Source organism: Streptomyces sp. NPDC050433, assembly GCF_044458565.1.
Lineage (GTDB): Bacteria > Actinomycetota > Actinomycetes > Streptomycetales > Streptomycetaceae > Streptomyces.
On record NZ_JBITIB010000006.1, the window covers coordinates 135,636 to 161,560 of the forward strand.

Consider the following 25,925-nt stretch of genomic DNA (forward strand, 5'->3'; position numbering starts at 1 on the left):
CCGACAAGCGAACAGGAAAGTGAGGCAGTCAGTCGTGAGACGACTCGCACGCATCATCACGCTGTTCACCGCGATGGCGGGCCTGCTCTTCGGACTGGGCGTTCCCGCGCACGCCTTCCCACAGGCCGCGTTCCCGCTGACGAGCAGCGGCAGCCGGGGCTCCGACGTCGTCGCGCTGCAACACCTGCTCGCCGCGCACGGCCGTGCTGTGGCGGTGGACGGCGTCTTCAGCTCGGGCACGCAGAGCGCCGTGGTGGGCTTCCAGCAGTCCAAGGGCCTTGCCGCGGACGGCATCGTCGGGCCCGCCACGTGGGGCGCGCTCGCCCTCACCGTACGACAGGGCGACAACGGGCCGGCGGTGAAGGCCGTCCAGTCGCTGCTCAATGCCAAGCGGAGCGCCGGCCTCTCGGCCGACGGGGCCTTCGGACCCGCCACCGACGCCGCCGTCCGCACCTTCCAGTCCCATGCGGGAATCGGCGCGGACGGCGTCGTCGGGCCGGCCACCTGGCAGAACCTGCTGTGGCACTACGAGAACATCAACTTCGGCGGCGGCTCGATGTGCGCACAGAGCCCCGACGGCAACGCGGGCGCCCACTGGGCGACAGCCGGCGCCGTCGGTCAACTGGAGGCCGCCGCCGCCACGTTCGCCACCACCGGCAACGGCAGACTGCCGGTCGGCGACGCGGGCTTCGAGCACGGTGGGGCCATACCCGGCCACGGCAGCCACCAGGTCGGGATGGACATCGACGTGTGGCCGATCCGCACCGACTCGGCGCAGTGCACCGCGGGGCGTATCACCTGGCAGTCGAGCACCTACGACCGCGCGGCCACCCGCAGGCTCGTGCAGGAGATCCGGGCGAAGGCCCCCGGCCATGTCCAGCTGATCTTCTTCAACGATCCGCAGCTGATCTCGGAAGGACTGACCACGAGCTACCCGAACCACGACAACCACTTGCACATCCGCTACAGGTAGCGGCCGGGCCGTGGGACCGAGGGCGAGCCCCTCGATCCCACGGCCGTCGTTTCGCTCAGCGGATCATCAGCGTGGTGCCGGCCACGGCGGGCACCAGTTCCCCGATGACCGGATGTCCGGGTATCTCTCCGGCGACCAGCAGTCCGCCGGAGGTCTGCGCGTCGGCGAGCAAGTGCAGCTGGTCGTCATTCGCCCGTCCCGCGTCCAGGTGCGGATGCACCCAGTCGAGATTGCGGCGGGTGCCTCCGCTGACGTACCCGGCCCGCAGGGACTCCCGGGCGCCGTCGAGCACGGGGACGGCGGCGGCGTCCACCACGGCCGTGACGCCGCTGGCCCGCGCCAGTTTGTGCAGATGGCCGAGCAGACCGAATCCGGTCACGTCGGTGGCGCACACCGCGCCGGCCTCCAGGGCAGCGGCACTGGCCTTGTCGTTGAGCGCCGCCATGACGGCGACGGCGTGCGCGAAGACCTCGCCCGTCCGCTTGTGGCGGTTGTTGAGTATCCCGACACCCAGCGGTTTGGTCAGGGTCAGCGGCACACCCGGCCTGCCCGCGTCGTTGCGCAGCAGCCGGTCCGGATCCACCAGGCCGGTCACGGCCATTCCGTAGAGCGGTTCCGGGCTGTCGATGCTGTGGCCGCCACCGACGAGGCAGCCGGCGCCACGGGCGACGTCGAGCGCTCCCGCCAGGACCTCACGGGCCAGCTCCGCGGGCAGTACGTCACGGGGCCAGCCCAGCAGGTTGAGCCCGACGAGGGGCCGGCCGCCCATCGCGTAGACGTCGGACAGGGCGTTGGCCGCGGCGATTCGGCCCCAGTCGCGTGCGTCGTCGACGACGGGCGTGAAGAAGTCGGCCGTCGATACCAGGGCGGTGCCGTCGCCGGTGCGCACCACGGCGGCGTCGTCGCCGTCGTCGAGTCCGACCAGCAGCCGGTCCTCGTCGTCGCCCGCGGCCTGTCCGGGGCTCCGGGGCGGCAACAGTCCCGCGACCATCGCCTCCAGCTCCCCCGGAGGGATCTTGCAGGCGCAGCCGCCGCCGCGTGCGTACCGGGTCAGCCGTACGGGCGCGGCGGATCCGGTGGCGGGGCCAACAGTCGTCATACGACGATCATTTCACCTCTTGCCCTGGCAGCGTGCGGCGATCACAATCTTGCTCCGGAGGCGTTGGGCGGGCTGGTGCCCCTCCCGATCTTCAAAATCGGTGTGGTCCGGAAACCGGGCCAGGCGGGTTCGATTCCCGTCCGCCTCCGCTGACTTCGATCGGGGTGCACGGGTGGCGGACCAGATGCGGCAGCCGCCGAAGGACACCCGGCGGCAGGTGCCGAGCGCCACGGTGCTGCTCGGCGATCCCCGGCTGAGCGAGGCGTCTGCACGGCTGGGCAGGCCCATCGTCAAGGCCGCGGTCGCCACCGCCCAGCAGGCCGTACGCGACGGACGGATCGGACCGGGAGACGCGGTCCATGCCGCTCTTGCCGCGCTCCCCGCACGCGCGGCCGGGCTGGGCCCCGTGCACAACGCCACCGGCGTGGTGCTGCACACCAATCTGGGACGAGCCCCGCTGTCGCGGTCCGCGCTGGAGGCGATGGCGGCGGCCGGCGGATACACGGACGTCGAGCTGGACCTGAGAACCGGCAGACGAGCGTCGCGGGGCCGAAGTGCCATGGCGGCCCTTCGGGAAGCGGTGCCGGCCGCGGAGGATGTGCACGTGGTCAACAACGGGGCCGCCGCCCTGGCACTGGCGGCGGTGACGCTGGCCCCGGGGCGCGACATCCTGCTCAGCCGGGGCGAGTTCGTGGAGATCGGCGACGGCTTCCGGATACCCGAGCTGCTGGCCTCCTGCGGCGCCCGGATACACGAGGTCGGCACCACCAACCGCACCCACCTCTCCGACTACGCGGACGCCGTCGGCCCGGACACCGGCTTCATTCTCAAGGTCCACCCGTCGAACTTCACGGTGAGCGGCTTCACCCGGGGCGTGGACGCCCGCGAACTGGCGTCGCTGGGCCTGCCCGTGGTGGTCGACATCGGCTCCGGCCTTCTCACGCCCGACCCGGTGCTGCCGGACGAGCCGGACGCGGCCACGGCCCTGCGCGCCGGGGCCGCGCTGGTCACCGCCAGTGGGGACAAACTGCTCGGCGGTCCGCAGGCGGGGCTGGTCCTCGGCAGGGCCGCCGTCGTGGAGCCGATGCGCCGTCATCCGCTGGCCCGCGCGCTGCGCGTGGACAAGTTCACCCTGGCCGCGCTGGAAGCGACACTGCGCGGTCCCGAGCCACCCGTGCACGCGGCGGTGCACATGCCGCTGTCGCAGCTGCGCATCCGCACGCTGCGCCTGGCCGAGGACGTGGCGCGCCGAGGTCTGGACGCGCACGTCGTGCCCTGCGAGGCGGTGGTGGGAGGAGGAGGCGCCCCCGGGACCGCCCTGCCGTCCTGTGCGCTCAGCCTCCCCGACGACCTGGCGAGGCCGCTGCGCACCGGTGAACCGGCTGTGCTCGGCCGGGTGGTGCGCGGCCGGCTGCTGCTGGACCTGCGGTGCGTACCGCAGGCGTGCGACGGCGACATCCTTGCCGCGGTGCTGCGCGCGGCGGGACTGTGATCATGCGGGTCATCGCGACGGCGGGGCATGTCGACCACGGCAAGAGCACACTGATCCACGCGCTCACCGGCAGCCATCCCGACCGGCTGGCAGAGGAGCGGCGCCGTGGTCTGACCATCGACCTGGGCTTTGCCTGGACGGATCTGCCGTCGGGCGAGCGGCTCGCGTTCGTCGACGTCCCCGGACACGAGAGGTTCGTCCCCACCATGCTGGCCGGTGTGGGGTCCGTACCCGCCGTGCTGTTCGTCGTCGCCGCCGACGAAGGCTGGAAGCCGCAGTCCGCCGAGCACCTCGCCGCCGTGGACGCCCTGGGTGTACGGCATGGACTGCTCGCCGTCACCCGCTGCGATCTGGCCGACCCCGGCCCCGCCACGGTCCAGGCGAGGGACCGGATCCGGTCCAGCACCCTCGGCGGCGTCGAGGCCGTGGCCGTCAGCGCCCGCACCGGCGCGGGCCTCGTGGAGTTGCGCGCCGCCCTCGACCGGCTGGCCGCGCGGCTGCCGGACGGGGACGCCGGCTCCCCGGTGCGGCTGTGGATCGACCGGTCCTTCACCGTGCGCGGCAGCGGGCTGGTGGTCACCGGCACGCTCGGTGCGGGGCAGATCCGCCGGGGCGACGTCCTGGTGACCGCCCGGACCGGCCGTCCCGTGCGCGTCAGGGCTTTGCAGGCGCTCGGCGAGGAGACCGATCTGGTGCGGGCCACCGCCCGGGTCGCCGTCAACCTCAGGGACCTCGACAAGGAGTCGACAGGCCGCGGCGACGCCCTGCTCACCCCCGACAGCTTCCTCCCCTGCCTCCGCTGCGACGTGCGCGTACGTGGCGGAACACCGGCCGCGGCGCTGCCCCGCACCGCGGTCGCCCACATCGGCTCGGCGGCCGTGCCCGTACGCGTACGGCCGCTCGGTGCGGACATCGTCCGGCTGACCCTGCCGGCGCCGCTGCCGCTGCGCATCGGTGACCGCGCGGTGCTGCGCGATCCCGGTCTGCGGCGTGTGCTGGCCGGCCTGGAGGTGCTCGACCCCCAGCCACCGGAACTGCGGCGCCGCGGCGCCGCGGCACGCCGCGCGGCAGAGCTCGGCGACGCTCACGGCACTCCGGACGAGGCGGCCGAGCTACGGCGTCGGTTGCTGGTCAGGCGCGGGGAGCTGACCGCGATGGGGGTGGCCGTCCACACCACACCGGTCGCGGGCGACTGGCTTGCGGACCCCGCCCACTGGACCGCCCTGAGCGCCCAACTGACCGAACTGGTCACCGCGTACCATTCCCGGCGGCCCACCGAGGAGGGCATGCCGGTGGAGGCCGCCCGGCACCGTCTGGGGCTGCCGGCTGTCTCTCTGGTGGAGGCACTGGTCACGCCGCCCTTGCGGATGAGCCGCGGGCGCGTGACCGCCGGGCCCGCGGCACTGCCCGCCGCTGTGGCGGACGCGGTGCACCGGCTCACCACGGAACTCACCCGTCGGCCCTTCGCCGCGCCCCACGCCCAACAGCTCGCGGAACTCGGCTTCGGCCGCCGCGAGCTCGCCTCGGCGGTCCGCCACGGAGCGGTACTGCAACTCGCGGAGCATGTGGTGCTGCTACCGGACGCCCCTCGGCTGGCGGCCGACCGGCTGAGCGAACTCGACCAGCCGTTCACCGTGGGAACGGCGAGCCGCGCCCTGGGCACCACCCGACGCGTCACCGTCCCCCTGCTGGAGCACTGCGACGGTCAGGGCATCACCCAACTGCTTCCCGACAAGCGCCGCCGGTGCGCGCCCCTCAGCCGGCCGGCGCCGGTCACCACAGCGCCCTGAACCGAGCGGTCGTCAAGACTTGTGGATCAGCGGGCCGAACCAGCTGATCGTGTCGTTCAGGAGGCGGGCAGCGCAGCCGGCAGACCGTCTGGCCGGCGCAGAGCGCCTGACGTCCCATCAGAACGAGCGACAGACGAGCATCGTTTCAGCGTCAACCGCCTCCAGGACGGGACTGTCCACGACTGGTGAGGTCCGACTTGCCGGTCAGGAGTCCTTCCCCACCGGCTCAACGAGCCTGCGTCCGCAAGTCCGCGAGCAGGACGTCGAGAACCGCCTCCTCTTCGACACGTACACCGTGCTCGGCGAGAGCGGCGGCCAGGGCCGGGTCCCACGGAGTCTCCGCGGGTGAGCCGGTCAGGTCCGGGGCCCCGGCCACCCTGCCCACCGCTGCTCGGTAGTGGGCGGCGGTGTAGCGCCACGGCCGCCACGGGACACTTCGCCGTAGCGCCGTGGCGATGCGCACACCACCCCAGTCGAAGTCGCCGTGGTAGAGAAGGTCGGCCCCCTGCGCGGACAGACCACGCAGCAGAGTGAGCGCGGCGGCCGACGGCTGTCCCTGGAGGCACACCAGGGTCGGGCATGCCGGGCCGAAGGTGTCGGCGGCGGAGGACAGCACGGCCGGGTTCTCACAGACGTGGACGACTCCTGTCGCCGGGACGGCGGGGGCCGGCGTGAGCCGGGTGAGGGAGCGCAGCGTCAGGACCGCGGGCTCACCCGCGTCGGCCATCCAGTCGAGGGCCGGGGTGCCTCGCAGGTTGAGGGCCAGGACGGTCGACGACACGTCGTCCTTGAGCAGGCCCACCGACGCCCATGCTTCTCGTCGCCATGCGGCACCGGCGCCGTCGGGGAAGCCCGTCAGGGCACGGATACCTGAGAGGACCAGAGTGGCGAGCGGTGCCCCCTCGTCCAGACAGTGGGCACCGGAGAGATGCCGCGCCGCGAACGTCGCGCGTGACATCGGGGGTACGACGGGCAGGGAGCGCAGCGCCTTCACAGCGGCCTCCACCAGGGGTCCGGCGGCTTCCGGTGTGCGCGCCAGTCGCCGTACGAGTCCGTCCCTGCGTATCTGCCCCGCCCAGTCGGCCAGCCCGGCGTCCAGGGTGCCGAGCGGGGCGAATGCCTCCTCCCATGCCCGCTCCTCGCCGCGCCGCGCCTCCGCGTGCGGGGTGACGGGGCCGGTGAGTGCCACCACGGCGGGCGCCAGTCCGTCAGGGCTGACACCGGAGCGGCGCAGGATCGCGTCCACGGTGTCGAGGCGTACGGTCAGGGAGCGGCCGGCCTGCGGCAGGCGTCCCAACAGGCGCTCAGCAGCGCGGCGTTGGGCTTCATCCGGGTGTGACAGGGCGACCGTACCCGTGAGTGGTCGGCCGCGCGCCATCCGGTGCCGGGCGCGTTCGACGAGCCAGGCGAGGCCGGGGTCGCCAAGCAGTCGGCCGAGGCGTTCGGCGTCGATCTGCCCTACGTCCTGTCCGCCCTCGCGCGGCGTCGCGGGCGGGTTCGCCGCCACGACGTCCGTCGGTCCGGCGCGCTCCACCGGTTTCCGCGATCCGGGCCCTCGTTCGGTCGGTGAGGGCGCGGTCGCCGAAGGGTTCACGTCCACAGGGACTCCTGATCTCCGGTGCTGTCCTCGACACCGGCCCGCTCCTGACCGGCGACGGGCCCGCCGGGCTCCGTGCCGCGGCGTCGGTCGCTGCCGTCCCACTCCCACCGCGTCACCAGGACGGCGGCGATGTCGTCGACGCGGGAGAGCTGCGCGATGGCGATGCCGGGGACCTGCGGGTAGCAGGCCCATTCCCGTTCGCTGGTCATGACGACGTCGAGGTCGAAGGCGCGCAGCAGGCCGAGACACTTGGCGCGGGAGTCGTCGTCCACTCCGGCGAACGCCTCGTCGAGCGTGACCAGGCGTGGGGCGTACGCGCCACCCGCGCTCGCGTAGTGGGAGGACGCCGCGGCGAAGAGGGGCACGGACGCCGCCAGTACCCGTTCGCCGCCCGAGGCGGGCCCGGTGGCCTGCACCCACTTGCCGTGCTGATGGCGTTCGACACCGAATTCGTGCCAGGTCCGGTAGTCGAGGGCGGCGGTCAGGTCTTCCATCCAGCTGCCGGCGCTGTCGTCGGCCTGTCGGCGCGCGATCTGCTCCTGAAGGAACGCACCGACCGCGGCCCTGTCCTGGGGCGACCACGCGTCGGCGGACTGGCGCAGCCGCTCACGGGCCTGCGCCAGTCCCTGCGGGGCGCGCCGGGACGCCCTCCACACGAGCCTCAGTTTCATTCCGGTCGAGGTCGGGCGCTCCTCCAGTTCCCTGTTCATGGCGCGCACCTGCCTTTCGGCGGCGCCGATCAGCTCTTGAAGCGTCCCCGCGACCTCGGTGATCAGATGGGTCTGAAGGATCTCGCGCTCGTGCGCGGACAGGATCCGGGTCAGTTCGGCGACCTCGGTGGCAAGGGCTTCGGCGAGTTCGGGAACAGCCCGTTCACGGCCCTGGTAGACGATGTCGACCCGCATGCCGTCCTCACTCGGACGGGCCGTGGCGGTGTGGCCGTGCCGGGACAGCGCGTCCTGCAGCCTGCCGAACTCCTCACTCAGACGCTTCTGCACACGCTCCCAGGCCGCGTCCGAGTCGTCCGTGGAGGAGAGCCGGGACTCGATGGCGCGGGCGAGGTTGACGGCCGGGGTCGCCGCCCACGCCCCGCCGTCGCCGTCCGGTACGACGGCGTCGGGAAGGGCGACCGCCAGCAGTCCGGTGGACACGTACCGCTGGAGTGCCGCGATGGCGCGTTCGCGGGCGGCGGTCGCTTCGGTGACGTCCTCGGCCAGCCGCTCGATACGTCCCTCGGCGTGGCTGGCGCGCCGGTCCGCGTCGCCGAAGTCGTCCTGGGCCCGCCGCTGTTCGCTCGCGCAGGCGCGTACGGCCGCCGCTGTCTCCTCCAGTCGCCGCTGGAGTTCGGCGACGGCGGCTCCGACGGTGGAGCGGAGGGTGGTGAGCTTTTCGTCTGCGGCGGCGGCGAGGCGGACCGCTGCCGCGGCGCGCTCCGCGAGTTCGGAAACCCGGAGTTCGGCCCGGTCCTTCTCCGCCTGCTCGCCGGTGACGGCATGCTCGGCCTCGGCGCGTTCACGCAGTGCCGGCCAGAGCGCCGCGAGGTGGGCTGTGCGGTCGGCGAGCGCCTGCCGTACGGAGCCCAGTCCGGCCCTTTCCGCGGGAAGGTTCATGTCCGCCGCGGTCCCGGTGAGTTCGGCCGCCGCACGGTCGGCGTCCCCGGTCGCGCGGGTCAGATCGGCGGCCCGCTCACCGTGCCGCGCACGGGCCCGGTGGGTCGCGTCGGCCGCGGCCGTGACGCGGGCGTGGGCCTGACGCAGGTCGTCGTCGCCCGGTACCGCGGCGAGTTCGGCCTCCAGTACGCCACGCCGTCGGCCGATCGTGCGCAGTTCTTCGGCCAGTTGATCCCGCTCCGCCTCCAACGCCCCCAGGGCGATGCGCAGTTCGCGCATCCGGGCGCGGCGTGCCAGCTCCCGCGCGCCCTCTCCCACGTACTGCGCGCTGTCCTTGGTCCAGCTTCCGGTCAGCGCACCGACGCGGAACCGCCCGTCCGTGGAGACCCAGGTGTCGTTGCCGCCGGAGCCTCCGGAAGTCTCTTCGGCGCTGCCGCCGTCCTTTCCGGCCAGCCCGATCGCGGCGAGCAGCCGTTCGACCGTCGGCTCCCCCACGGCGGCGGCCCCCGCGTCCGCGTGGTCCACCGCCGGGCACAGCACGCTGCCGAGGCTCTCGGAGCCGGGCGGGCTCACCGGGTCGAGCAGCACGTCATCGCCGTCCGCCGCCACCGCGGAACCGTCCGGCCGCACCCAGGCGTCGAGGAGCCCCGATGCCTCCAGTGCGGCTTCCAGTCCCGCGCGTTCGGACTCGGTGACGTGGGAGCGGAAATCGACGAGCCGCCACAGCGGGGCGCCGAGAGCCCTCTCCCGCACATCGGGCGTGCGGGTGTACGGGGCGGACGGACCGCGCTGCCCGCCCGCTTCGAGCGTGGTCAACTCCTCCGCCGCGAGCCGCTGTCGCTGCGCCCGCCCCGCCTCGCGATGGGCCAGGTCGGCGGCCCGGTCGGCCAGGTGGGACGCGAGCGTGCGATGGGTCTCGGCCGCCGCCTCACGGGCCGGGTGCGGTCCGTCCAGAGTGCCCACCCAGTTCTGGACGGCGTCGAGGACTCCGGGCAGCCCGGGAATCCGCAACTCCACACAGCCCGACAGGTGTTCCCGCGCGGCGGTGACCAGTGCCCGGCCCGCCTCGGCGACGCTCTCCTCGGCCTCGGCCAGCCGCTCCCCGCTGTGCACGACCTCCTCTTCGGCCTCGTCGGCACGCGACTGGGCGGCCCTGCGCGCCTCCCCGGTCCGCTCGGCCCGCGTGGCGAGTTCCTCGACATGTTCAACGGCGCGCCGCCTGCGTGCCGTCGCCTCGTCCGCCTCCCGACGCAGGGCGACTTCGGGGGCCCCATGGGTCCGAGGAGCATCGAGCCGGACCGCTGCGCAGTTCTCGGCCAGGCGGCCCTGGACGGCCTCCAGCGTCTCCTGTGCGACGGTGAGCCGATTGCCGGCGGTGGCGAGCCGCCCCAAGGCCCGGGTGTGTGTCTCGGCCGCCGTCCGGCGGTCCCCCTCGGCGCGCGTCAGTTCCCCCGCCGTGCGGGAGGCGTCGGCCGCCGCCTGTTCGAGCGCGCGGGCGTCGCGCATCTCGGGCCCGGTCCGCAGTGTGGCGTCCTGGGCGCTCAGCCGCGCGGCCCGCTCGTCGAGGGCCGCCGCCCTTTCCCCGGCCTTCTTCCGGTCATCCTGGGCCTGTTGGCGGTCGCCCTGCGCTTTGAGGAGTTCACGCTGGAGATTCTCGTACCGGGCGTGTTCGGTGCGCGGCAGCCGGGCCCGGCGCCGGGAGGCGATACGGGCGTAGCGCCGGTAATGGTCGAGGAACCCCGAGGACGCCTGCTCCGCCTCGCGGGCCGCCCGCAGCTCCTCCTTCTCCTCGTCCAGCGATCTGAAGGCCTCTGCGGCATCGGCGACGACCGCCTGGTCCATCGGCGGCAGCGCCTCTGTCAGCGCCCTGGACAGGGCCGCTTCATTGGGGCGCTTGGACAACTGTGGCTGGCGCAGCTGGATCAGGAGGTCGACCAGTGCCCCGTAGCGCCGCTCGCCGAGACCGAAGAGCGCTTCGTCGACCGCTCTGCGGTACGTCTTCGCGGTGTCGTACACCATGCCGCGGGCGCCGATCGCCTCCGCCAGACGGTCCCGGGACAGGGCCGTACCGGTGGCGTCGAGCAGGTCGATGCCCGCGCCGATCCGCTGGTCCGTCACCGCGAACCAGTGGCGTGCGATTCCGCGTCCGGCGACCGCTTTGAGCCCGCAGAGGAGGGTACGGAAATGCGCCTCGCCCGTGGTCTCGTCGAGCCGTCCGAACTCGATCCAGGTGTAGCCGAGCCGTTCGGGATGCGGGTGTTCACCGCCCAGGAGAAGGTTCCACTCCATCCGCTTGCCCGGGTCGCCGTCGGGCTCGACCCGGCGCGCGGAGAGGTCACCGTCGAGCAGGAACGGCAGGGTGAGGGCGAGCACCTTCGACTTTCCGGTGCCGTTGTTGCCGCGCAGCAGCAGCCGGCCGTCGCGGAACCAGAACTCCTCGACGTCGTAGTGGAAGAGGTCGACGAGCCCGATGCGCAGGGGCCGCCACCGGCCCGGCGCGGGAGTGGGGAGCATGGTCAAGACGCGGTTCACCTCTCGTCCTTCGCGGTCATGCCGGGCGGTGCGGCCGACGGGGCGCGCGCCGGCTCTCTGACATCCGGGTCTCCTACCGCGTACCGCGCGAGGGCCGGCCGTGGCAGCACGCCCCGTTCCGTTCGCAGGGCGAGCCCCAGCGCGACCAGCTTCTGAAGCGCCTGCTCCACCAACTCGGTTTCCGATCCTGGTTCTCGCGCCGACTTCGACCAGAAACCGCCGTGCTCCAGGGCCAGTTCACGCACCAGGGACGCCAGTTGCGCCGGCTCGACGGGCCCGTCGGCCCGCGCGAGGTGTCCTGCGAGCAGCAGGGTGATGTGCCCGTGCGTGCCCTGCTCCGGCATCCGTACGTCCGTGAGGTCGTCCAGGGGGTCGACCATGGAGATCCCTTCGGCGCGCACCTCCGCGACCAGTCCGGTCATTTCGCCGATGCGCGCCGTGATGAAACCGCGCTGCCGGGTGAGGTAGGCCAGTTCGTCGTCGGTCAGGTCGTCGTAGTACAGCACCGGGTTGTCGAGGAGGACGCGCGTCAGCTTCCAGCGGATCGCGCGGAACCTCAGCTCGTCGCTGTCGAGCGCGGTCTGCGCCGTCATCTCCACCAGGCGTTCATCGAAGTCCTGTGCTTCGATCAGGGAGGGGCCGCGCCGGACAGTCGGCATCCCTGCCAGTACGCGCCGCCGTACGTCGTACAGTACGTCTCCCGATCCGCTGACGTACGCCTCCTCGTCGCCGGCCACCCGACGCAGCACACCGAGCCGCAGCAGCAGTCGTACGACGGCGGCGAGGTCGAGGCGCTCGTCCCGCCGCTCCAGGGTGAACGTGATCCCGGTGGCGACGAGTTCGGGGTCCGCCGCGGCCAGGACGACCTGTTCGGCGAGCCTTCCGAGCGCCACTTGCGACTCACCCCGTTCCAACGCCGCCAGCGTCAGGCACAGCAGGACGTAGCGACGGCGCGTGAAGGGCAGGGCGGCCCGGCCGGTCTCGCGTGCGGCGTGGGTGGCGTCGGTGAGGGTGCCCGGCGTCTTGCGCAGCCGTGCGGCCTCGGCGTCGGTGCGCAGTGTCCAGCCGACGTTGCGCTCGAACCACTCCCGCAGTTCGGCGGCGTGCCGGCGCACCAGCCAGAACGCGTCGGAGTGCGGCCCGTCGGCGGTGAGCAACGGCTCCTTCAGCAGGGCGCGCGCGGCCCGCTGGAGGTCGGCCTCGCGCTGGCCTTCCAGGACCTCGGTCAGGGGTCCGGTCATCGGTCCTCCCCATCCCGCGGCAGGAGGGCCTTCCGGGGCCCGTACCTGCCGCGCCGCGCCGTTCCGCCCTCCAGAACCCCGTCTCGCACAGGGGCGGGCACCGGCCCGGCCGACCCCGCCTCTTCCTTACCTGCGGACGCGACAGCCACTCCGTCCCGCCCGCTCCTGGGTCCGATGCCGATGGTCCCGGCCAGGTCGATGATGTCGACCAGATGGTCCGGTCCGCTGAACACCCCGTCGGGCGTGCGTACTTCGGCCGTCGAGCCGTCGTCGAGCGCGGTCAGCCGGATCTCCATCGAGCCGTCCCCGCTGGTGGCGGCGGTAGTGGTCATGCCCGGCCGCCAGGTGGAGAGGGCGTCGCCGAGGAGGCGGAGGAACAACTCGAAGGCGAGCGGGTCGAGTTCTCCCAGTCGGGACAGCCGGACCGGGCCGCCCGTGGCGAGACGGGACCGGGCCGCGCCTGCCTGTTCCGCCTGACGGGCGGCGATCGCGGCGAGCCTGCGCTTCGCCTCGCTCCGGTCAGCCACTCTGCGGGGCTTGCCGCGCCGTTCGTAGCTGCCGGTGCGGCGCAGTTGGGGGCTGATCCGCAGCGGTCGGGCCTCGGCCCACGGGGTCGAGGCCGGCTCCGGATCGGCGGTCCGTTCGGCGAGGGTGTCGGCGTCGACCGTGAGGTGCCGGGATGAGTACAGCCCGAACGCCACCCGCCACAGCCGGTGCCTCGCCTCGTCGTCCGGCGCCCCCGCGAACCAACGTGCCAGCACACGGAAATCAGCCGAGCGGTCGGAACGCCCCGCCCGCCTCTCGTTCAACTGCCGTACCACCGCCAAGAGTTGCGGGATCGACCCGAGTGCCCGCCCACGCAGCAGTCTGGCCTGCGACTCGCGTCCCTCCGCCGACACGAACCACTCCGCGAGCCCGGACCATCGAGCGGCCCACTTCTCCCGCGCCGCCGCCTCCGCGTGTTCGGCGTCCTCGGGAGCGGCGTCGGCGGCTTCACGGGCGGCGGCGAGGCCCAGCAGCGGGCCGACCCTGCCCTGCGCCTCCAACTCCCCGATCAACAGGGCGATCCGGCCGCCGAGGGTGATGAGGTCCTGGATGAACCGCTCCAGGTACTGGATCAGCCGGTCCTTGTAGGACAGGAACGCCTCGACCTCGATGTCGTGCAGGTCGATGGTGCGCTGGAGCGACCCCATGAAGGCGCGGGCGTTGTCCGCGAGGTCGGTGAAGCGCGCCGTAAGCACGGACAGGGCGAGATGGGCCTTGGCCGGGTCGGGTTCATCGTCCGACGCGATCACGAGCAGCGCCCGCAGTTGCGTGACGATGTCGTGCAGCGCGACCGCCTGGAGTTCGCCGCGCCGCCCCAGCACCGTGTCGTACGTTCCCAGGGCGGCCTCGGCCGCCTCACCGGCGCGCGTGAGCTGGTAGATGAACCGCTTGCGGTAGAAGTCCTCGACCGCCGTCACCCGCGCGGTGTCCGGATCGGCCCGCAGATTGCCCCAGGCGACAAGAGCGTCCAGGGCCTTCACCACCGGCTCCACGTCGGCCGGCCTGCTCCCCGCCGCCATAGCGGCGTGCACGTCCTCCGGCCGCAGGTGCACCGCGAACCGCTCCTTGGCGGCCAGAAAGGTGCGCATCACCTGCCGGTACAGGGCGGAGTTCGGAGTGGTCAGGTGGGCGAAGGGTCCGTAGTCGACGGGTTCGTGGCCGGGAGTCTGTGCTGTCATCACCGGCCATTGTTCCGGACCGGTGCCCACTCCTGTGCGTGATGCCCGTTTTCCGTTCAGTGACCTACGGCTTGCAGAGGACGGAGAAAACGGCTGGGTTCCCCGTTCCACGAGATCGTGAGTGCGTCCCCTGCCCTGGTCGCGGCGACGAACAGCCAGCCAACGCCCGACAGTTCGTCAGGACGAAGGCGGCATCCACCGCGCCGCCTGTTCACGATCGACCTGTGCGGCGTCCACGTACCACTTGCGCCGGTCCTTGTCCCAACGGGCACCCAGCAGTCGCTTCGCCTCGTCCTTCTCCGCGAAGGGGACGTTCAAATACAGCCTCTTTCCGCCGTGATCCTCGGGTCCACGCGCCGAAGGCCCGGAAGAACGGGGATTCCACGCCGCCCCGCCTTTGCGTGCTCGCTCGATCACGCGGCCTACCCGCTCACAGGCGGCGGGATCCGTGAGCCGCATCATCAGATCGGTCGGGCCGGGGCTGGCAAGCAAGTTGAGAGATCCGTGCCACAGCACTGTGCCGTCAAGAATGAGGACTTTCTCGTGCATACGCTCACGGAACTCGACGCGGCAGCCAGCCGCCCTCAACTCTTCGATCCGTTTCTGGACGCTTTCGACAGCGGCGTCGGACGTCTGCTCCTCCGGCGGGCGTGTGCGCACGATCACCTCCACCCCATCGGCTGTCCGTTCGGCCAACCGCCCCGACCAGGTTCGCACGGGTTGCTGGTTAAGGAACGGGCAGTAGATCTCAATGCTCCGGGTGGCACGGCGGATGTCCCACTGCACCGCTCGGGCCACTTCGTCGGCCGGGAAGAAGGCCGGACGGCTGAGTTCCTCGTCCGTGAGTGAAGCGAGTTGGGCGGCCTCCCGGACCGGGATTAGCTGGTCGACGGAGAGGGACTGGGCGTGCGCCTCAAGATGGTCGAGCATGCGGCGTGCCTCGCTCGCCGGGGGCAGGTGCTGCCGCAGATGTTCGACATCCGCCACGACGACGAGGTGATCCTGCGCGCGGCTGAGGGCGACATTCAGCAGACGACAGGTGGACGAGGAGAGCCCCGTGCCTTCGTAGAAGTACCCGGGCTTCCTTCCGGCACCGGCCGTGGTGTCGAGGATGACGATCGGGCGCTGGCTTCCCTGAAACCGGTGCACCGTGTCGACCAGTCCCTCGAACCGCTCGCCGAAGCGGTAGCCGAGGCTGCTCTGCAGGGCTTTCACCTGTGCCTTGTACGGAGCGATCACGGCAAGGCGGTCGGTGGCGCGCTCGCCCGCACACGCCTGCTCTCCCTTCCGGCCGGGCAGCACGCCTTCGTACTGAAGGCCGCGTACCAGTTCGTGCACGGCGGCCTCGTGCACGGTGTTCGTCTGGTGATCACGGCCGGGGATGCGCTGCCGCGAGGTGTCGACCAGCATCACCGGCACGTCGACCAGGGTGTTGAAGGGAATACGGGATCCGTCGCCGCGTCCCGTCACCAGCGGCGCGTCAGGATAGGCAACGGTGTTCACAAGATCACAGATGGCACCGCGCATGCGGTACTGCGTATCCAGCGCGACGAGCCGCGGATCGTTGACCACGGAGCCGCCGGCGGTGACCAGACCCGCCGCCTGGAACACGTCCCGCGCGCTCCACCGCTCGGCGTGCTCCCGCTCGTCCGGTGTGGCCCTGCGGTCACTGCTTGCCTTCGTCACCGCCGGCAGTTGCCGGAAATCTCCTGCCATCACGAGCCGTTTTCCGGCCAGACCGGCCGCGTACCAGGCCGACGGCAGATCGACCATTCCCGCTTCGTCGATCACGACCACATCGACGCTGTCGAGCAGCTTTCGGGACTGGACGGCTTTCGCGACCGTCGCACCGAGTACGTGGCATTTCGAACGGACGGTCTGCGCGATCTTTCTGCGCTGCTCTTCGAGGCCGTTGATCTGCTGCTGAAGGTGCTCGGCCTGATCAGCAAGAGCCTGTCGGGGCGGCAGCCCGTCGAGTTTCGGCAATTCGGCCGACAGTGAGCCCCGGATGCGCGTGATTTCAGCGGTTGCCCTGCGCAAGGCGTTGTCCGCCGCAGCCAGGCCCGTAGCCGCCTGCTGGACCTGAAATCCGGCTTGCGTCGCGGCAGCTCGCGCGGTGTCGAGCTGGGCCTGTTTCCGGCCGGCGAACAGACCACTCGGTAGTCCGATCTTCGCGATCACCGCTTCTTGCGCGGATATGAAGGAACGTCCCTCGTGCAGTGCCGCGTTGTGCGTGGTCCGCGCGCTCGCCGCCTCGACGTGGATCCGCTGTTGCGAGGCGAGGTCCGCGCGCAGCCCCGCCACCTTGTCGTGCATCGCGACGGCCTCCCGCGCACGACGCAGAGCATCGGCGAGTTGCGCGAGGGAGTCGTCGAGGCGGGCCTTCAACCGGGCGGCGACAAGCCCTCCGTCGACCTGGTCCCCGTATTTCTCGCGGAGAGCGGGAACGGTGATCTCTCCGGCGCGCTGCACGAGCCCGTCGTCGAAGCCTTCTTCCTTGGCGAGCAGGTCGCAGATCCTTATCAGAGCCTGGTCCACGGCGACCTTGGTCGGCGCGAGAAAGAGCACCGAGAGGCCCTGACGGCGGCTGCCTTCGATGATGTGTCCGATGACGTCCGTCTTGCCTGTCCCCGGTGGCCCCCAGAGAAACAGCACATCGTCCACGAGCGCTCGCTCGACAGCCTGACGCTGTCGTGAATTGAGCGGCAGAGAAGGCCAGTTCGCCACCCAACGCGCGGCGCTTCCCGTCCTGCCGAGGCTCGGCGTGCCTCGCCCCACCACCCACCCGGCGCTCTCCAGACGCACCGGATGCTGCGGCTGCCCCACAGTCTCCAGCCGCTCCGCCAGGACTCGCGAGGACGCCGACTCGTCCTCCCGGATCTGGACATTGCCCGGACTTCCTCCGAGGTCCAGGGCAGTGACGACGCGCACCTTGCCGTCGGGCATACGCGCGACGTCGGCCGGCGACCACTCGCCTCTGGATCCTGACGCACGTACCAACGCGGGCTTGCCGTCGAGTGAGGCCAGCCATTTCCTGCACGCGTAGAGATACTCGTATCTCTGGTCGGAGGCTGAGATTCGTCGGCCCGCGGAGAGGGAGACTTTCGCGCTGTCCTTGCCGTCGCTGCGCAACTCCGCGGCGATTTCCAGACGCACCGCCGTGAGCAACTCCGGCACCGGATACGGCAGCCCGGACTCCTTGGTCATTCCCGCTCCCAATTCCGTCGCAACCCGCGGCACCCTATGGTGCATACGCCAAGTAGCGCGACCATAAGCGGAGCGAACACAGCAACGAGGCTTTCCGGCCAGCACCGGAGTGATCATCTTGGCTGTCGGGGCGCGGTGTTGAAGCTCTTCGCCGGATGGCCCGCACCTCGTGCGTTCTTCATCATGTACCGCCTCGCGCTCCCGTCCCGCCGTTAGGATTTCCCCCACGCCTTCATCGTCCGCGGACCGGCAGACGGACGGGGCGGTCGGCAACCAGCAGGGCACGGGGCACAAGGGGCGGGGACAGCGCATGCGCGAAGGCCGGTGGACCACGGTCACCGAGTCCGAGTTCGATCATGAACGCCAAGGGCTGGAGGCCATCCGGGAGAGGCTGCCGGACTCGGACCCGTGGCGCGCGTGGTCGAATTTCACCTTCACCGCCACGACCGGACACGTCCGGGAGGTCGATCTCCTGGTTATCGCGCCCGGCGGCGTCTGCATGATCGAGCTGAAGAACTGGCACGGCTCCCTCACCAGCGAGAACGGCACCTGGGTCCAGACCATCTCCGGCAACAGGCGCCGCCCGCACGGCAATCCGCTGCACCTGGTCAACAAGAAGGCGAAGGAGCTGGCCGGGCTGCTCGGCCGCAACGGCAGGCGCGTATGGGTCGGTGAGGCCGTCTGCTTCACCGAGGGTTCGCTGCACATCCGGCTCCCGGCGCACGACCAGAACGGCGTGTACCGCATCGATGAGCTGGTCACGATGCTGAAGCAGCCGCCACGTGACGCGCGGCACCGCATCACCGCGCCGGACGCACGCGGCATCAAGAAGGCGCTGGAGTCTGTGGGCATCAAGCCCAGCGAGGCCGCACGCCTGGTGGGCCCGTACGAGCTGGAGCGGAAGTCGTTCGACTCAGGACAGACCTGGTCCGACTACCAGGCGAAACACAGCGAACTGCCCGAGACGGCCCGTGTCCGGATCTACCTGCGCGAGCGTGGTGCGGACGCCTCGATCCGCCAGTCGGTGGAGAACGCGGCCCGGCGTGAGGCCGCGGTCCTCCAGCGCTTCAGGCACCCGGGAGTGGTGGATCTCAAGCAGTACCACCCGTCGGGGCACCCTGCGGGCCCCGCCCTGATCTTCGGCTACCACCCGGAGACCCTGCGGCTGGACGAATACCTACTCCAGTACGGGGAGAAGCTCGACATCCTCGGCCGCATGGCGCTCGTACGGCAACTCGCCGAGACCATGAAGTCCGCCCACTCCGCCCGGATCTTCCACCGCGCACTGACCGCGCGTTCCGTGCACGTCGTGCCCCGAGACCGTGGCCGGCGCGGACAGGCGGTGGGTGAGGAGGCGACCTGGCTCACCCCCCACCTGGAGATCTCCGACTGGCAGATCGCCACCCAGCGCGGGAGTACGGGCGGTGCCACGCCCGGCGCGCCCCGGCTCGCCCCGACGACGCTGTCCACGACACACCTGGCCGACGGCTCCGACGCCTATCTCGCGCCGGAGCTGCGGGCCCTGAGCGCCGACCCGGTGTCCCTGGACGTCTACGGCCTCGGCGTCCTGACCTATCTGCTGGTCACGGGCCAGGCCCCCGCCGCGAGCCAGTCGGAGCTGCACACCCGGCTGGAGAACGGGGAGGGCCTGCGCCCCAGTTCGCTGGTGGACGGTCTGTCCGAGGACATCGACTTTCTGGTCCAGTCCGCCACCGCCTACGACCCCCGGGCCCGGATGACCACGGTCCTGGAGTTCCTGGAGACGCTGGAGCTGGTGGAGGACGTCCTGACCGCCCCGCCCGGCGCCTCCGGGACCGGGCCCGTGCCCGAGAAGGACCCGCTGGAGGCCGTCGCGGGTGATGTGCTCGGGGACCGCTGGGAGGTCCGCCGCCGCCTCGGCACTGGCTCGACCAGCCGGGCCTTCCTCGTCAGGGACCGGGAGGCCGAGGCCCGCAGGACGCGCCCCCTGGCTGTCCTGAAGGTGGCGCTGTCCGACAGCCGCGGGGACATCCTGCGGCGCGAGGCGGAGATCATGGGGCGGCTGCGCCCCGACTCCCGCGTCATCCGGCTCGTCGAGCCGGAACCGCTGACGATCGCCGAGCGCACCGTACTGGCCCTGGAGTACGTGGGCGACGAGCGCGAGGAGCCGAGCGAAGGCCCCGAGTCCACCGGCAAACGCGCGCGCCGCCGCGAGGAGACGGTCGCCCGCCAGCTGCGCGACCGGGGCCGCCTTCAGATGGATCAACTGGAGGCGTACGGCGACTACTTGTTCGGCGCCGTGGACTTCCTGGAGGGCGAGAGCGTCTGGCACCGGGACATCAAGCCCGACAACATCGCGATCCGCGTCCGCCCGAACCGCACCCGCGAACTCGTCCTCATCGACTTCTCCCTGGCCGGCTATCCGGCGCGGGAGTTCGAGGCGGGCACGGAGGGGTATCTCGACCCGTTCATCGGCCAGTTGACCCGCACGGCCTACGACTCGCACGCCGAGCGGTACGCGGTCGCGGTCACCCTGCACCAGATGGCATCGGGCGAGTTGCCCAAGTGGGGTGACGGCTCGGTCCTGCCCCGGCAGACGGACCCGGAGGAGTACCCGCACCCCGTCGTCGCGCGCGACGCCTTCGAACCCGTCCTGCGGGACGCCCTCGTCGCGTTCTTCCACAAGGCCCTGCACCGGGACGTCGCCCACCGCTTCCCTGAGCTGAAGCCCATGCGCGACGCCTGGCGGAAGATCTTCCTGGACGCCACCCTGGCCGTGCCGTCCAGCCGCTCTCGTGCCGCCGGGACAGTGACGACGGAGCGCGCGGAAGGCGACACGCCCGCCATCGCGGACGCCGAGCCGCTCACCGCCGAGCAGCAGCGCGACCAACTGGCCAAGGCCGTCACCCGCGAGACACACCTGTCGCAGGCGGGCCTCACCCCTGCCGCCGAGTCCTTCCTCTACAGCCTCCACCTCACCACGGTCGGCGGCCTCCTCGACCACAGCCGCCGCAAACTCCTCAACGCGCCGGGCCTGGGCGCCAAGACCCGCGGCGAAATTCAGCAACGCCAGCGCGAGTGGGGTGAACTGCTGCGCGAGGCACCCCTGTCGCCGCTCACACCGCGCGGTCGGGCAGAGGCCAAGGAAGAGCTCGAGCAGCTGACCGTCAACGAGTCGGCGGTGGTCGACGCTCTCGCCACCGAGGGCAAAGCCGCCGGGCTCTCCACGCCCGCGCTGCGCTCGGTCAGCCTCGACACGCTCGCCACGATCCTGGTCCCCGAGCTGAACAACAACGGCTCCAACCGGAGCAAGGTCGAGATGGTACGGCTGCTGCTGCGGCTCCCGGACGAGCACGGCGTGCTCCCGGACATCGGCGCCTGGCCCCGGCCGAGGGATGTCGCCGACGCCCTCGGCCTCTCCACCAACCGCGTCGCGGAGTTGCTGAAAGAGGAACGCAAGCGCTGGAAGAAGGACCCGGCCGTCCTGGCGCTTCGCTCGGAGATCACCGACCTCCTCGGCGGGTTGGTACGCGTCGCCTCCGCCGCCGAGATCGCGGACGCCCTCGCCGTACGGCGCGGCACGCTGCTCTCCGAGCGCGAGCAGCGCCGCGCACTGGCGCTCGCGGCGGTCCGGGCCGTCGTCGAGGTGGAGCAACTCGTCCCGGAACTGGCCGAGTTCCTGCACCAGCCGAACCGTCAGGCCACCGAGGACTCCCTCGGGGCCGGCCTGCTGGCCCTGGACGTGCGGGAGGCCGACGAGGAATCGGGGACGGCGGGCGACCCGCCCGACACCCCCACGGCGCCCGGTCTGCTCGATTACGCGATGCGGCTCGGAGAGGCGGCCGACGAACTCGCGAAGCTGGACACCCTGCCCACGGCGGCGACCGTCCTCGGCGAACTGACCGCGCTGCCCCCGGCGCCGGGAGCGGTGGAGTGGGACGAACGCCGGCTGGTCGAACTGGCGGCAGCCGCTTCCGTGAACGCGGCGGCGACCCCCCGCCTGGAGATCTACCCCCGGGACCTGGACCTCGTACGGGCCCTGCGGCTGACCCAGGCGGGGCTGGTACGGCTGATTCCGGGTGTACCGGAGGCCAGGCAGCCGGGGCTGACCGGCGCGGACGTGCACGAGCGGGTTCGGGCACGGTTCCCCGAACTGGTCGTGCCGGACGGGCACGGCGGCTCCACGCGCGACCTGCCGACGGCCGGCCCGCTGACGAAGGCGCTGCGGAACGCGGGCTTCGACCTCACGCTCTCCACGCGCGAGGACACCGGGACGCTGCGCTACCTGCCGACGCGGATGGACACCGCGTCCAGCTACCTCACGACCGGCGCCTGGCGCCGGTCGACGGACATCGGCGCGGTGACGCGGTACGCGGACGATCCGCTGCTGGCGGAGGCGGTACGCACGGAGGAGCGGCTGACCGCGTCGGCTCGGCGGGACGGGTACCGGGTTTTGACGGTGGATCAGCAACTGTCGCGGGAGGCGATCGCGGAGCTGGGTGGGGCGGACTTGGGCGTGGACGGGCGGATCGGTGCGCACGTGGTGTCCGTGACGGAGCTGTTCCTCGCAGCACTCCGCGCGCTGGTCCCGCCGGGGAAGAAGCCCACGTGGGAGACCTTGCTCAAGGCGGACGCGGCGACGCCCGGCTCCCCGAACGCGCGGAAGTTCGCGGAGTACGCGCGTACGGCGTGGGGCACGGTGGAGCCCCGCATACGAGAACTGCTCGATGACGGCGGTCCCGGCGCGGCCCCGTTGCTGCTGACGGAGGCCACGGCCTTCGCGCGATACGACGCCATGGGCGTGCTGGACCGCCTGGCCGAGGCATCGCGGCAGGGCGGGCGGGGCCTGTGGCTCCTGGTCCCGCAGAGCGACCCGGCGCGCGAGCCCAAACTCGGACAGGTCGCGGTCGCCTACCAGGCGGGCCTCGGCGAGTGGATCGAACTGCCGGACGCGTGGGTCCGCAACTCCCACCGGGCCGGCGAAGTACACGGCAACGGTGCCGAAGCACACGAGGGAGACGTCAAGTGATCGACCGCAAGGCTCTGTTGGATGACCTGAAGAAGCAGGTCAAGGCGGTCGAGACGGATCTCGCGCGGCAGGTGAAGGCCGTTGACGAGGTGGGAACGCGGCTGCGCGCCGAGTACGACCAGGCGCGGAAGCTCGGTCGTACGGCGGCGACGTGGAACTCCTGGCTCGACGAGCGCGTCACGCAGGTTGGCGTCGCATGGGTACTGGGCACGGTCTTCGTCCGCTTCTGCGAGGACAACCACTTGATCCCGGAGCCGTACCTGACAGCCCCGGAGGACGACCGCCGGGACCTGGCGCTGGCGCGGTACGAGGACTACGTGGCAACGTCGGACGACCCGACGTACCGGGGCTGGCTGGAGACGTCGTTCGAGGAGTTGGGGGCGGGGCAGGCGGGCCGGCTGCTGTTCGACCGGAAGCACAACCCGCTGTACCAGATCCCGCTCTCACACGACGGGGCGCGGGACCTGGTCGACTTCTGGCGCGGCCGGGACGAGGAGGGCGTGCTGGTGCACGACTTCACCGACCCGCTGGAGGTCGACGGGGACGGCACGAAGGGGTGGGACACGCGGTTCCTCGGGGATCTGTACCAGGACCTGAGCGAGGCGGCCCGAAAGACGTACGCGCTGCTTCAGACGCCGGAGTTCGTTGAGGAGTTCATCCTCGACCGCACGATGAACCCGGCGGTACGGGAGTTCGGCTACGAAGACCTGAAGATGATCGACCCGACGTGCGGGTCGGGGCACTTTGTGCTGGGCGCGTTTCGGCGGCTGGTGCGGTTGTGGGCGGATGGGCAGCCGCAGCGGGATGTGCACGAGCGGGTACGGGCGGCGCTGGATTCGGTTCACGGGGTGGACCTGAATCCGTTTGCTGTGGCGGTGGCGCGGTTTCGGTTGTTGATGGCCGCTATGGCAGCGGGGAACATGCGGACGTTGGCCGAGGCGAACAAGTACGAGTGGCCGATTCATTTGGCCGTGGGCGATTCACTGATCAAGGACCGGCAGTTGGAGTTCGAGCTGATCGGCGAGGAGTCAGGCGGGCGGTTGGTTGATTTCGCGTACGCGACGGAGGACGTGCACGAGCACCCTCGAATCTTGGAGCAGGGGCGATATCACGTAGTGGTAGGAAATCCTCCCTACATTACCGTGAAGGACAGCAGCCTTAACAATCTTTATCGCGATCTCTACGACGCCTGCGGGGGGACATACGCACTATCAGTTCCGTTCGCTCAGCGGTTTTTCGAGCTGGCTAAGCGAGGCGGGGATGACGGGCTTGGTTACGGAATGGTTGGTCAGATCACTGCGAATTCTTTCATGAAACGAGAGTTCGGCTCGAAGCTGATCGAGAGCTACTTCCGTGATCGCGTCGAGCTGACGGAGGTGGTTGACACCTCTGGTGCTTACATCCCTGGGCACGGGACGCCAACAGTTATCCTGGTGGGCAAGCGTCGCGAAGGAAGCACGCGCTACCCCACCGTCCGCACGGTCCGTAGCGTTCAGGGGGAGCCAGCCGCTCCGGACAGCGGAGAGAACGGATTGGTCTGGAACGCCATTGTGAACCAGATCGACGAGCCCGGATCTGTAAGCCGATGGGTTTCCGTGGATGACTTGGAGCGCAGCCACAACTTTGGTAGTCAGCCATGGATTCTGGCTGCTGGGGGCCTTGAAATGATCGAACAGATCAATAAATCCTCCACTGCCACACTTGGCTCTATGACCGATGCCATTGGGCGCACCACACACACCGGGATGGACGATGCCTTCTACGTCCCAAAGGCGGCAGCTAAGACGCTGAAGCTCGATGGTTCCTGTGTTCCAGTCGTCCTCGGAGATGGCATTCGAGATTTCGAAATCACCACCCCATTTTGGACGCAATTCCCGTACGACACGCGCGGGCAAGTGCGCAAAGTCGGAACACAGGAAGCTAAATTCCTGTGGGCCAATCGCACCGGTCTACGATCGCGCGTTGACTTCGGCCAGACGCCTGCCGAACGAGGGTTGCGATGGTTTGACCACAGCATGTTCTTTCCGAAGCGGTACGCTAACCCGTTCGGCATCGCTTTTCCCTTCGTCTCCACACATAATCATTTCGCCCTGGACCGCGGCGGGAAAGTATTCAAGCAAACCGCACCCGTGATTAAACTGCGAGAGGGAACCAGCGAGGAGGAGCACCTGCGACTGCTTGGGCTACTCAACAGTTCCACTGCCGGATTCTGGCTTAAAATGGTGAGCCACAAAAAAGGTGGCAGCCCAGAGTCAGGCGGTGGCAAATCAGATCAACCCTGGTCTTGGAGTTATGAATTCACGGGCACCAAGCTGGAAGAGTTCCCGCTTCCCTCTTCCTATCCGACCGAATTCGGCACAATGCTAGAGTCCCTGTCCCGACGTCTCGCCGCCGCCAACCCCGCCTTTCTCGCATCGAATACCACGCCTACCGCACGCACCCTCCGCGAGGCCCAAGTCACCTGGGAGTCCACTCGGGCACGCATGATCGCTCTGCAAGAGGAACTGGACTGGCAGGTCTACCCGCTCTACAAGCTGCATACTGAAGACCTCCGCGTCTCGGAGGACCCTGACTCCACCGATCTCCCCGAACTGGCTCTCGGAGAGCGCGCCTTCGAAATCGTGCTTGCACGGCGCGTCGCCGCAGGCGAGGCGAGTGACGAGTGGTTCAAGCGGCATGGGTCGACTCCCATCACTGAGATTCCCACGCGCTGGCCCGCCGCATACCGCGAGGTCGTGCAGAAGCGGATCGACGCAATCGAATCGAGTCGGGCCATCGGCATGATCGAGCGGCCCGAGTACAAGCGGCGTTGGGCCACCGAAGGATGGGACGCCCTCCAGGAGAAGGCTCTCAAGTCCTGGTTGCTCGACCGGATCGAGAACCGGGATCACTGGTTTGACGAGAACGGCCAGCCCGCGCTCGTCACACTCTCCCGCCTCGCAGACGTCCTCTCCCGCGACGAGGACTTCGTCTCCGTCGCCAAGATCTACGCCCCACACAAGGAACTGCACACTGTCGTCAGCGAGTTGATGACCGACGAGCATGTGCCGTTCCTCTCCGCCCTCCGCTACAAGCCCTCCGGCCTGAAGAAGCGCGCCGACTGGGAGCACGTCTGGGATCTTCAGCGTGCGGAGGACGCCGCGCCCGACGAGCCTGCCAAGCGGAAGATCCGGGACACCATCCCCGTACCGCCGAAGTACACCTCCGCCGACTTCCTGCGCACCTCCTTCTGGCGGGCGCGCGGCAAGCTCGACGTGCCCAAGGAGCGGTTCATCTCGTACGGGCAGAGCAACGTCGCCACCCCGGAGCTGTACGGCTGGGCCGGCTGGGACCACAAGGATCAGGCGTACGCGCTGGACGCGTACATCGCCTCTCACGAGGCTCTAACCTCCGAGGAGTTGACCCCGTTCCTCGCGGGCCTGCTGGAACTCCAGCCGTGGCTGGAGCAGTGGCACGACGAGTTCGACGCGGCATTCGGGTCCTCTCCCGCCGCGTTCTTCCGGGGCGACCGGCAGATGGTCCAGGGCGAGCACGGCCTCTCGGATGAAGACCTGCGCGCCTGGCGCCCGGTCGCCGCGACACGAGGACGCCGAGCAGTCAAGAAGTAACGCGAACGGCCCCCGTCGACCGGCAGAACCGGTCGGCGGGG

Annotated in this window: 11 protein-coding genes and 1 tRNA gene; 6 read left to right on the forward strand and 6 right to left on the reverse strand. The window is 70.5% G+C overall.

Annotation, left to right across the window (positions count from 1 at the left end):
* Window positions 1–34: 34 nt before the first annotated feature.
* Complete coding sequence (locus tag ACIBLA_RS09935; RefSeq protein WP_363241399.1) at window positions 35–973, forward strand: penicillin-insensitive murein endopeptidase; 939 nt, start codon at window positions 35–37, stop codon at window positions 971–973.
* Between the two features lie 55 nt (window positions 974–1,028).
* Here ACIBLA_RS09935 and selD read toward each other — a convergent pair whose 3' ends face one another.
* Window positions 1,029–2,072, reverse strand: coding sequence for a selenide, water dikinase SelD (selD, locus tag ACIBLA_RS09940; protein WP_363241398.1), 1,044 nt, complete (start codon window positions 2,070–2,072; stop codon window positions 1,029–1,031).
* A gap of 56 nt (window positions 2,073–2,128) precedes the next feature.
* On the opposite strand from selD, the gene ACIBLA_RS09945 reads away from it, so the two are divergent.
* From ACIBLA_RS09945 to selB, 3 genes are all read left to right on the forward strand, one after another.
* A tRNA-Sec gene (locus ACIBLA_RS09945) sits at window positions 2,129–2,222 on the forward strand.
* Window positions 2,223–2,256: 34 nt separating this feature from the next.
* Complete coding sequence (gene selA, locus ACIBLA_RS09950) at window positions 2,257–3,564, forward strand: L-seryl-tRNA(Sec) selenium transferase (RefSeq protein ID WP_363241480.1); 1,308 nt, start codon at window positions 2,257–2,259, stop codon at window positions 3,562–3,564.
* 2 nt (window positions 3,565–3,566) lie between these two features.
* Window positions 3,567–5,354, forward strand: coding sequence for a selenocysteine-specific translation elongation factor (selB, locus tag ACIBLA_RS09955; protein WP_399198316.1), 1,788 nt, complete (start codon window positions 3,567–3,569; stop codon window positions 5,352–5,354).
* Between the two features lie 226 nt (window positions 5,355–5,580).
* On the opposite strand, the gene ACIBLA_RS09960 is transcribed toward selB, so the two are convergent.
* The 5 genes from ACIBLA_RS09960 to ACIBLA_RS09980 all read right to left on the reverse strand — a co-directional run bounded on the left by ACIBLA_RS09960 (window position 5,581) and on the right by ACIBLA_RS09980 (window position 17,268).
* Complete coding sequence (locus tag ACIBLA_RS09960) at window positions 5,581–6,954, reverse strand: TIGR02679 family protein (RefSeq protein WP_399198317.1); 1,374 nt, start codon at window positions 6,952–6,954, stop codon at window positions 5,581–5,583.
* Window positions 6,945–11,096, reverse strand: a complete 4,152-nt coding sequence (locus tag ACIBLA_RS09965) for a TIGR02680 family protein (RefSeq protein ID WP_399198318.1) — start codon at window positions 11,094–11,096, stop codon at window positions 6,945–6,947. The genes ACIBLA_RS09960 and ACIBLA_RS09965 overlap by 10 nt, the downstream gene beginning before the upstream one ends.
* Window positions 11,093–12,337 (reverse strand): TIGR02678 family protein, encoded by a 1,245-nt coding sequence (locus ACIBLA_RS09970; protein WP_399198319.1) that lies wholly within the window; start codon window positions 12,335–12,337, stop codon window positions 11,093–11,095. The genes ACIBLA_RS09965 and ACIBLA_RS09970 overlap by 4 nt, the downstream gene beginning before the upstream one ends.
* The gene (locus tag ACIBLA_RS09975; protein ID WP_399198320.1) at window positions 12,334–14,061 is read right to left on the reverse strand and encodes a TIGR02677 family protein; all 1,728 of its coding nucleotides are present in this window, start codon (window positions 14,059–14,061) and stop codon (window positions 12,334–12,336) included. Before ACIBLA_RS09975 ends, ACIBLA_RS09970 begins: the two co-directional genes overlap by 4 nt.
* Window positions 14,062–14,238: 177 nt before the next feature.
* On the reverse strand, window positions 14,239–17,268 hold the full coding sequence (locus tag ACIBLA_RS09980) for an AAA domain-containing protein (RefSeq protein WP_399198321.1): 3,030 nt from the start codon (window positions 17,266–17,268) through the stop codon (window positions 14,239–14,241).
* Window positions 17,269–17,578: 310 nt separating this feature from the next.
* On the opposite strand from ACIBLA_RS09980, the gene pglW reads away from it, so the two are divergent.
* Window positions 17,579–22,276, forward strand: coding sequence for a BREX system serine/threonine kinase PglW (pglW, locus tag ACIBLA_RS09985; protein WP_399198322.1), 4,698 nt, complete (start codon window positions 17,579–17,581; stop codon window positions 22,274–22,276).
* Window positions 22,273–25,884 carry a BREX-2 system adenine-specific DNA-methyltransferase PglX gene (gene pglX / locus ACIBLA_RS09990; RefSeq protein WP_399198323.1) on the forward strand — a complete coding sequence of 1,204 codons (3,612 nt, stop codon included), beginning with the start codon at window positions 22,273–22,275 and terminating at the stop codon, window positions 25,882–25,884. The genes pglW and pglX overlap by 4 nt, the downstream gene beginning before the upstream one ends.
* Window positions 25,885–25,925 lie beyond the last annotated feature (41 nt).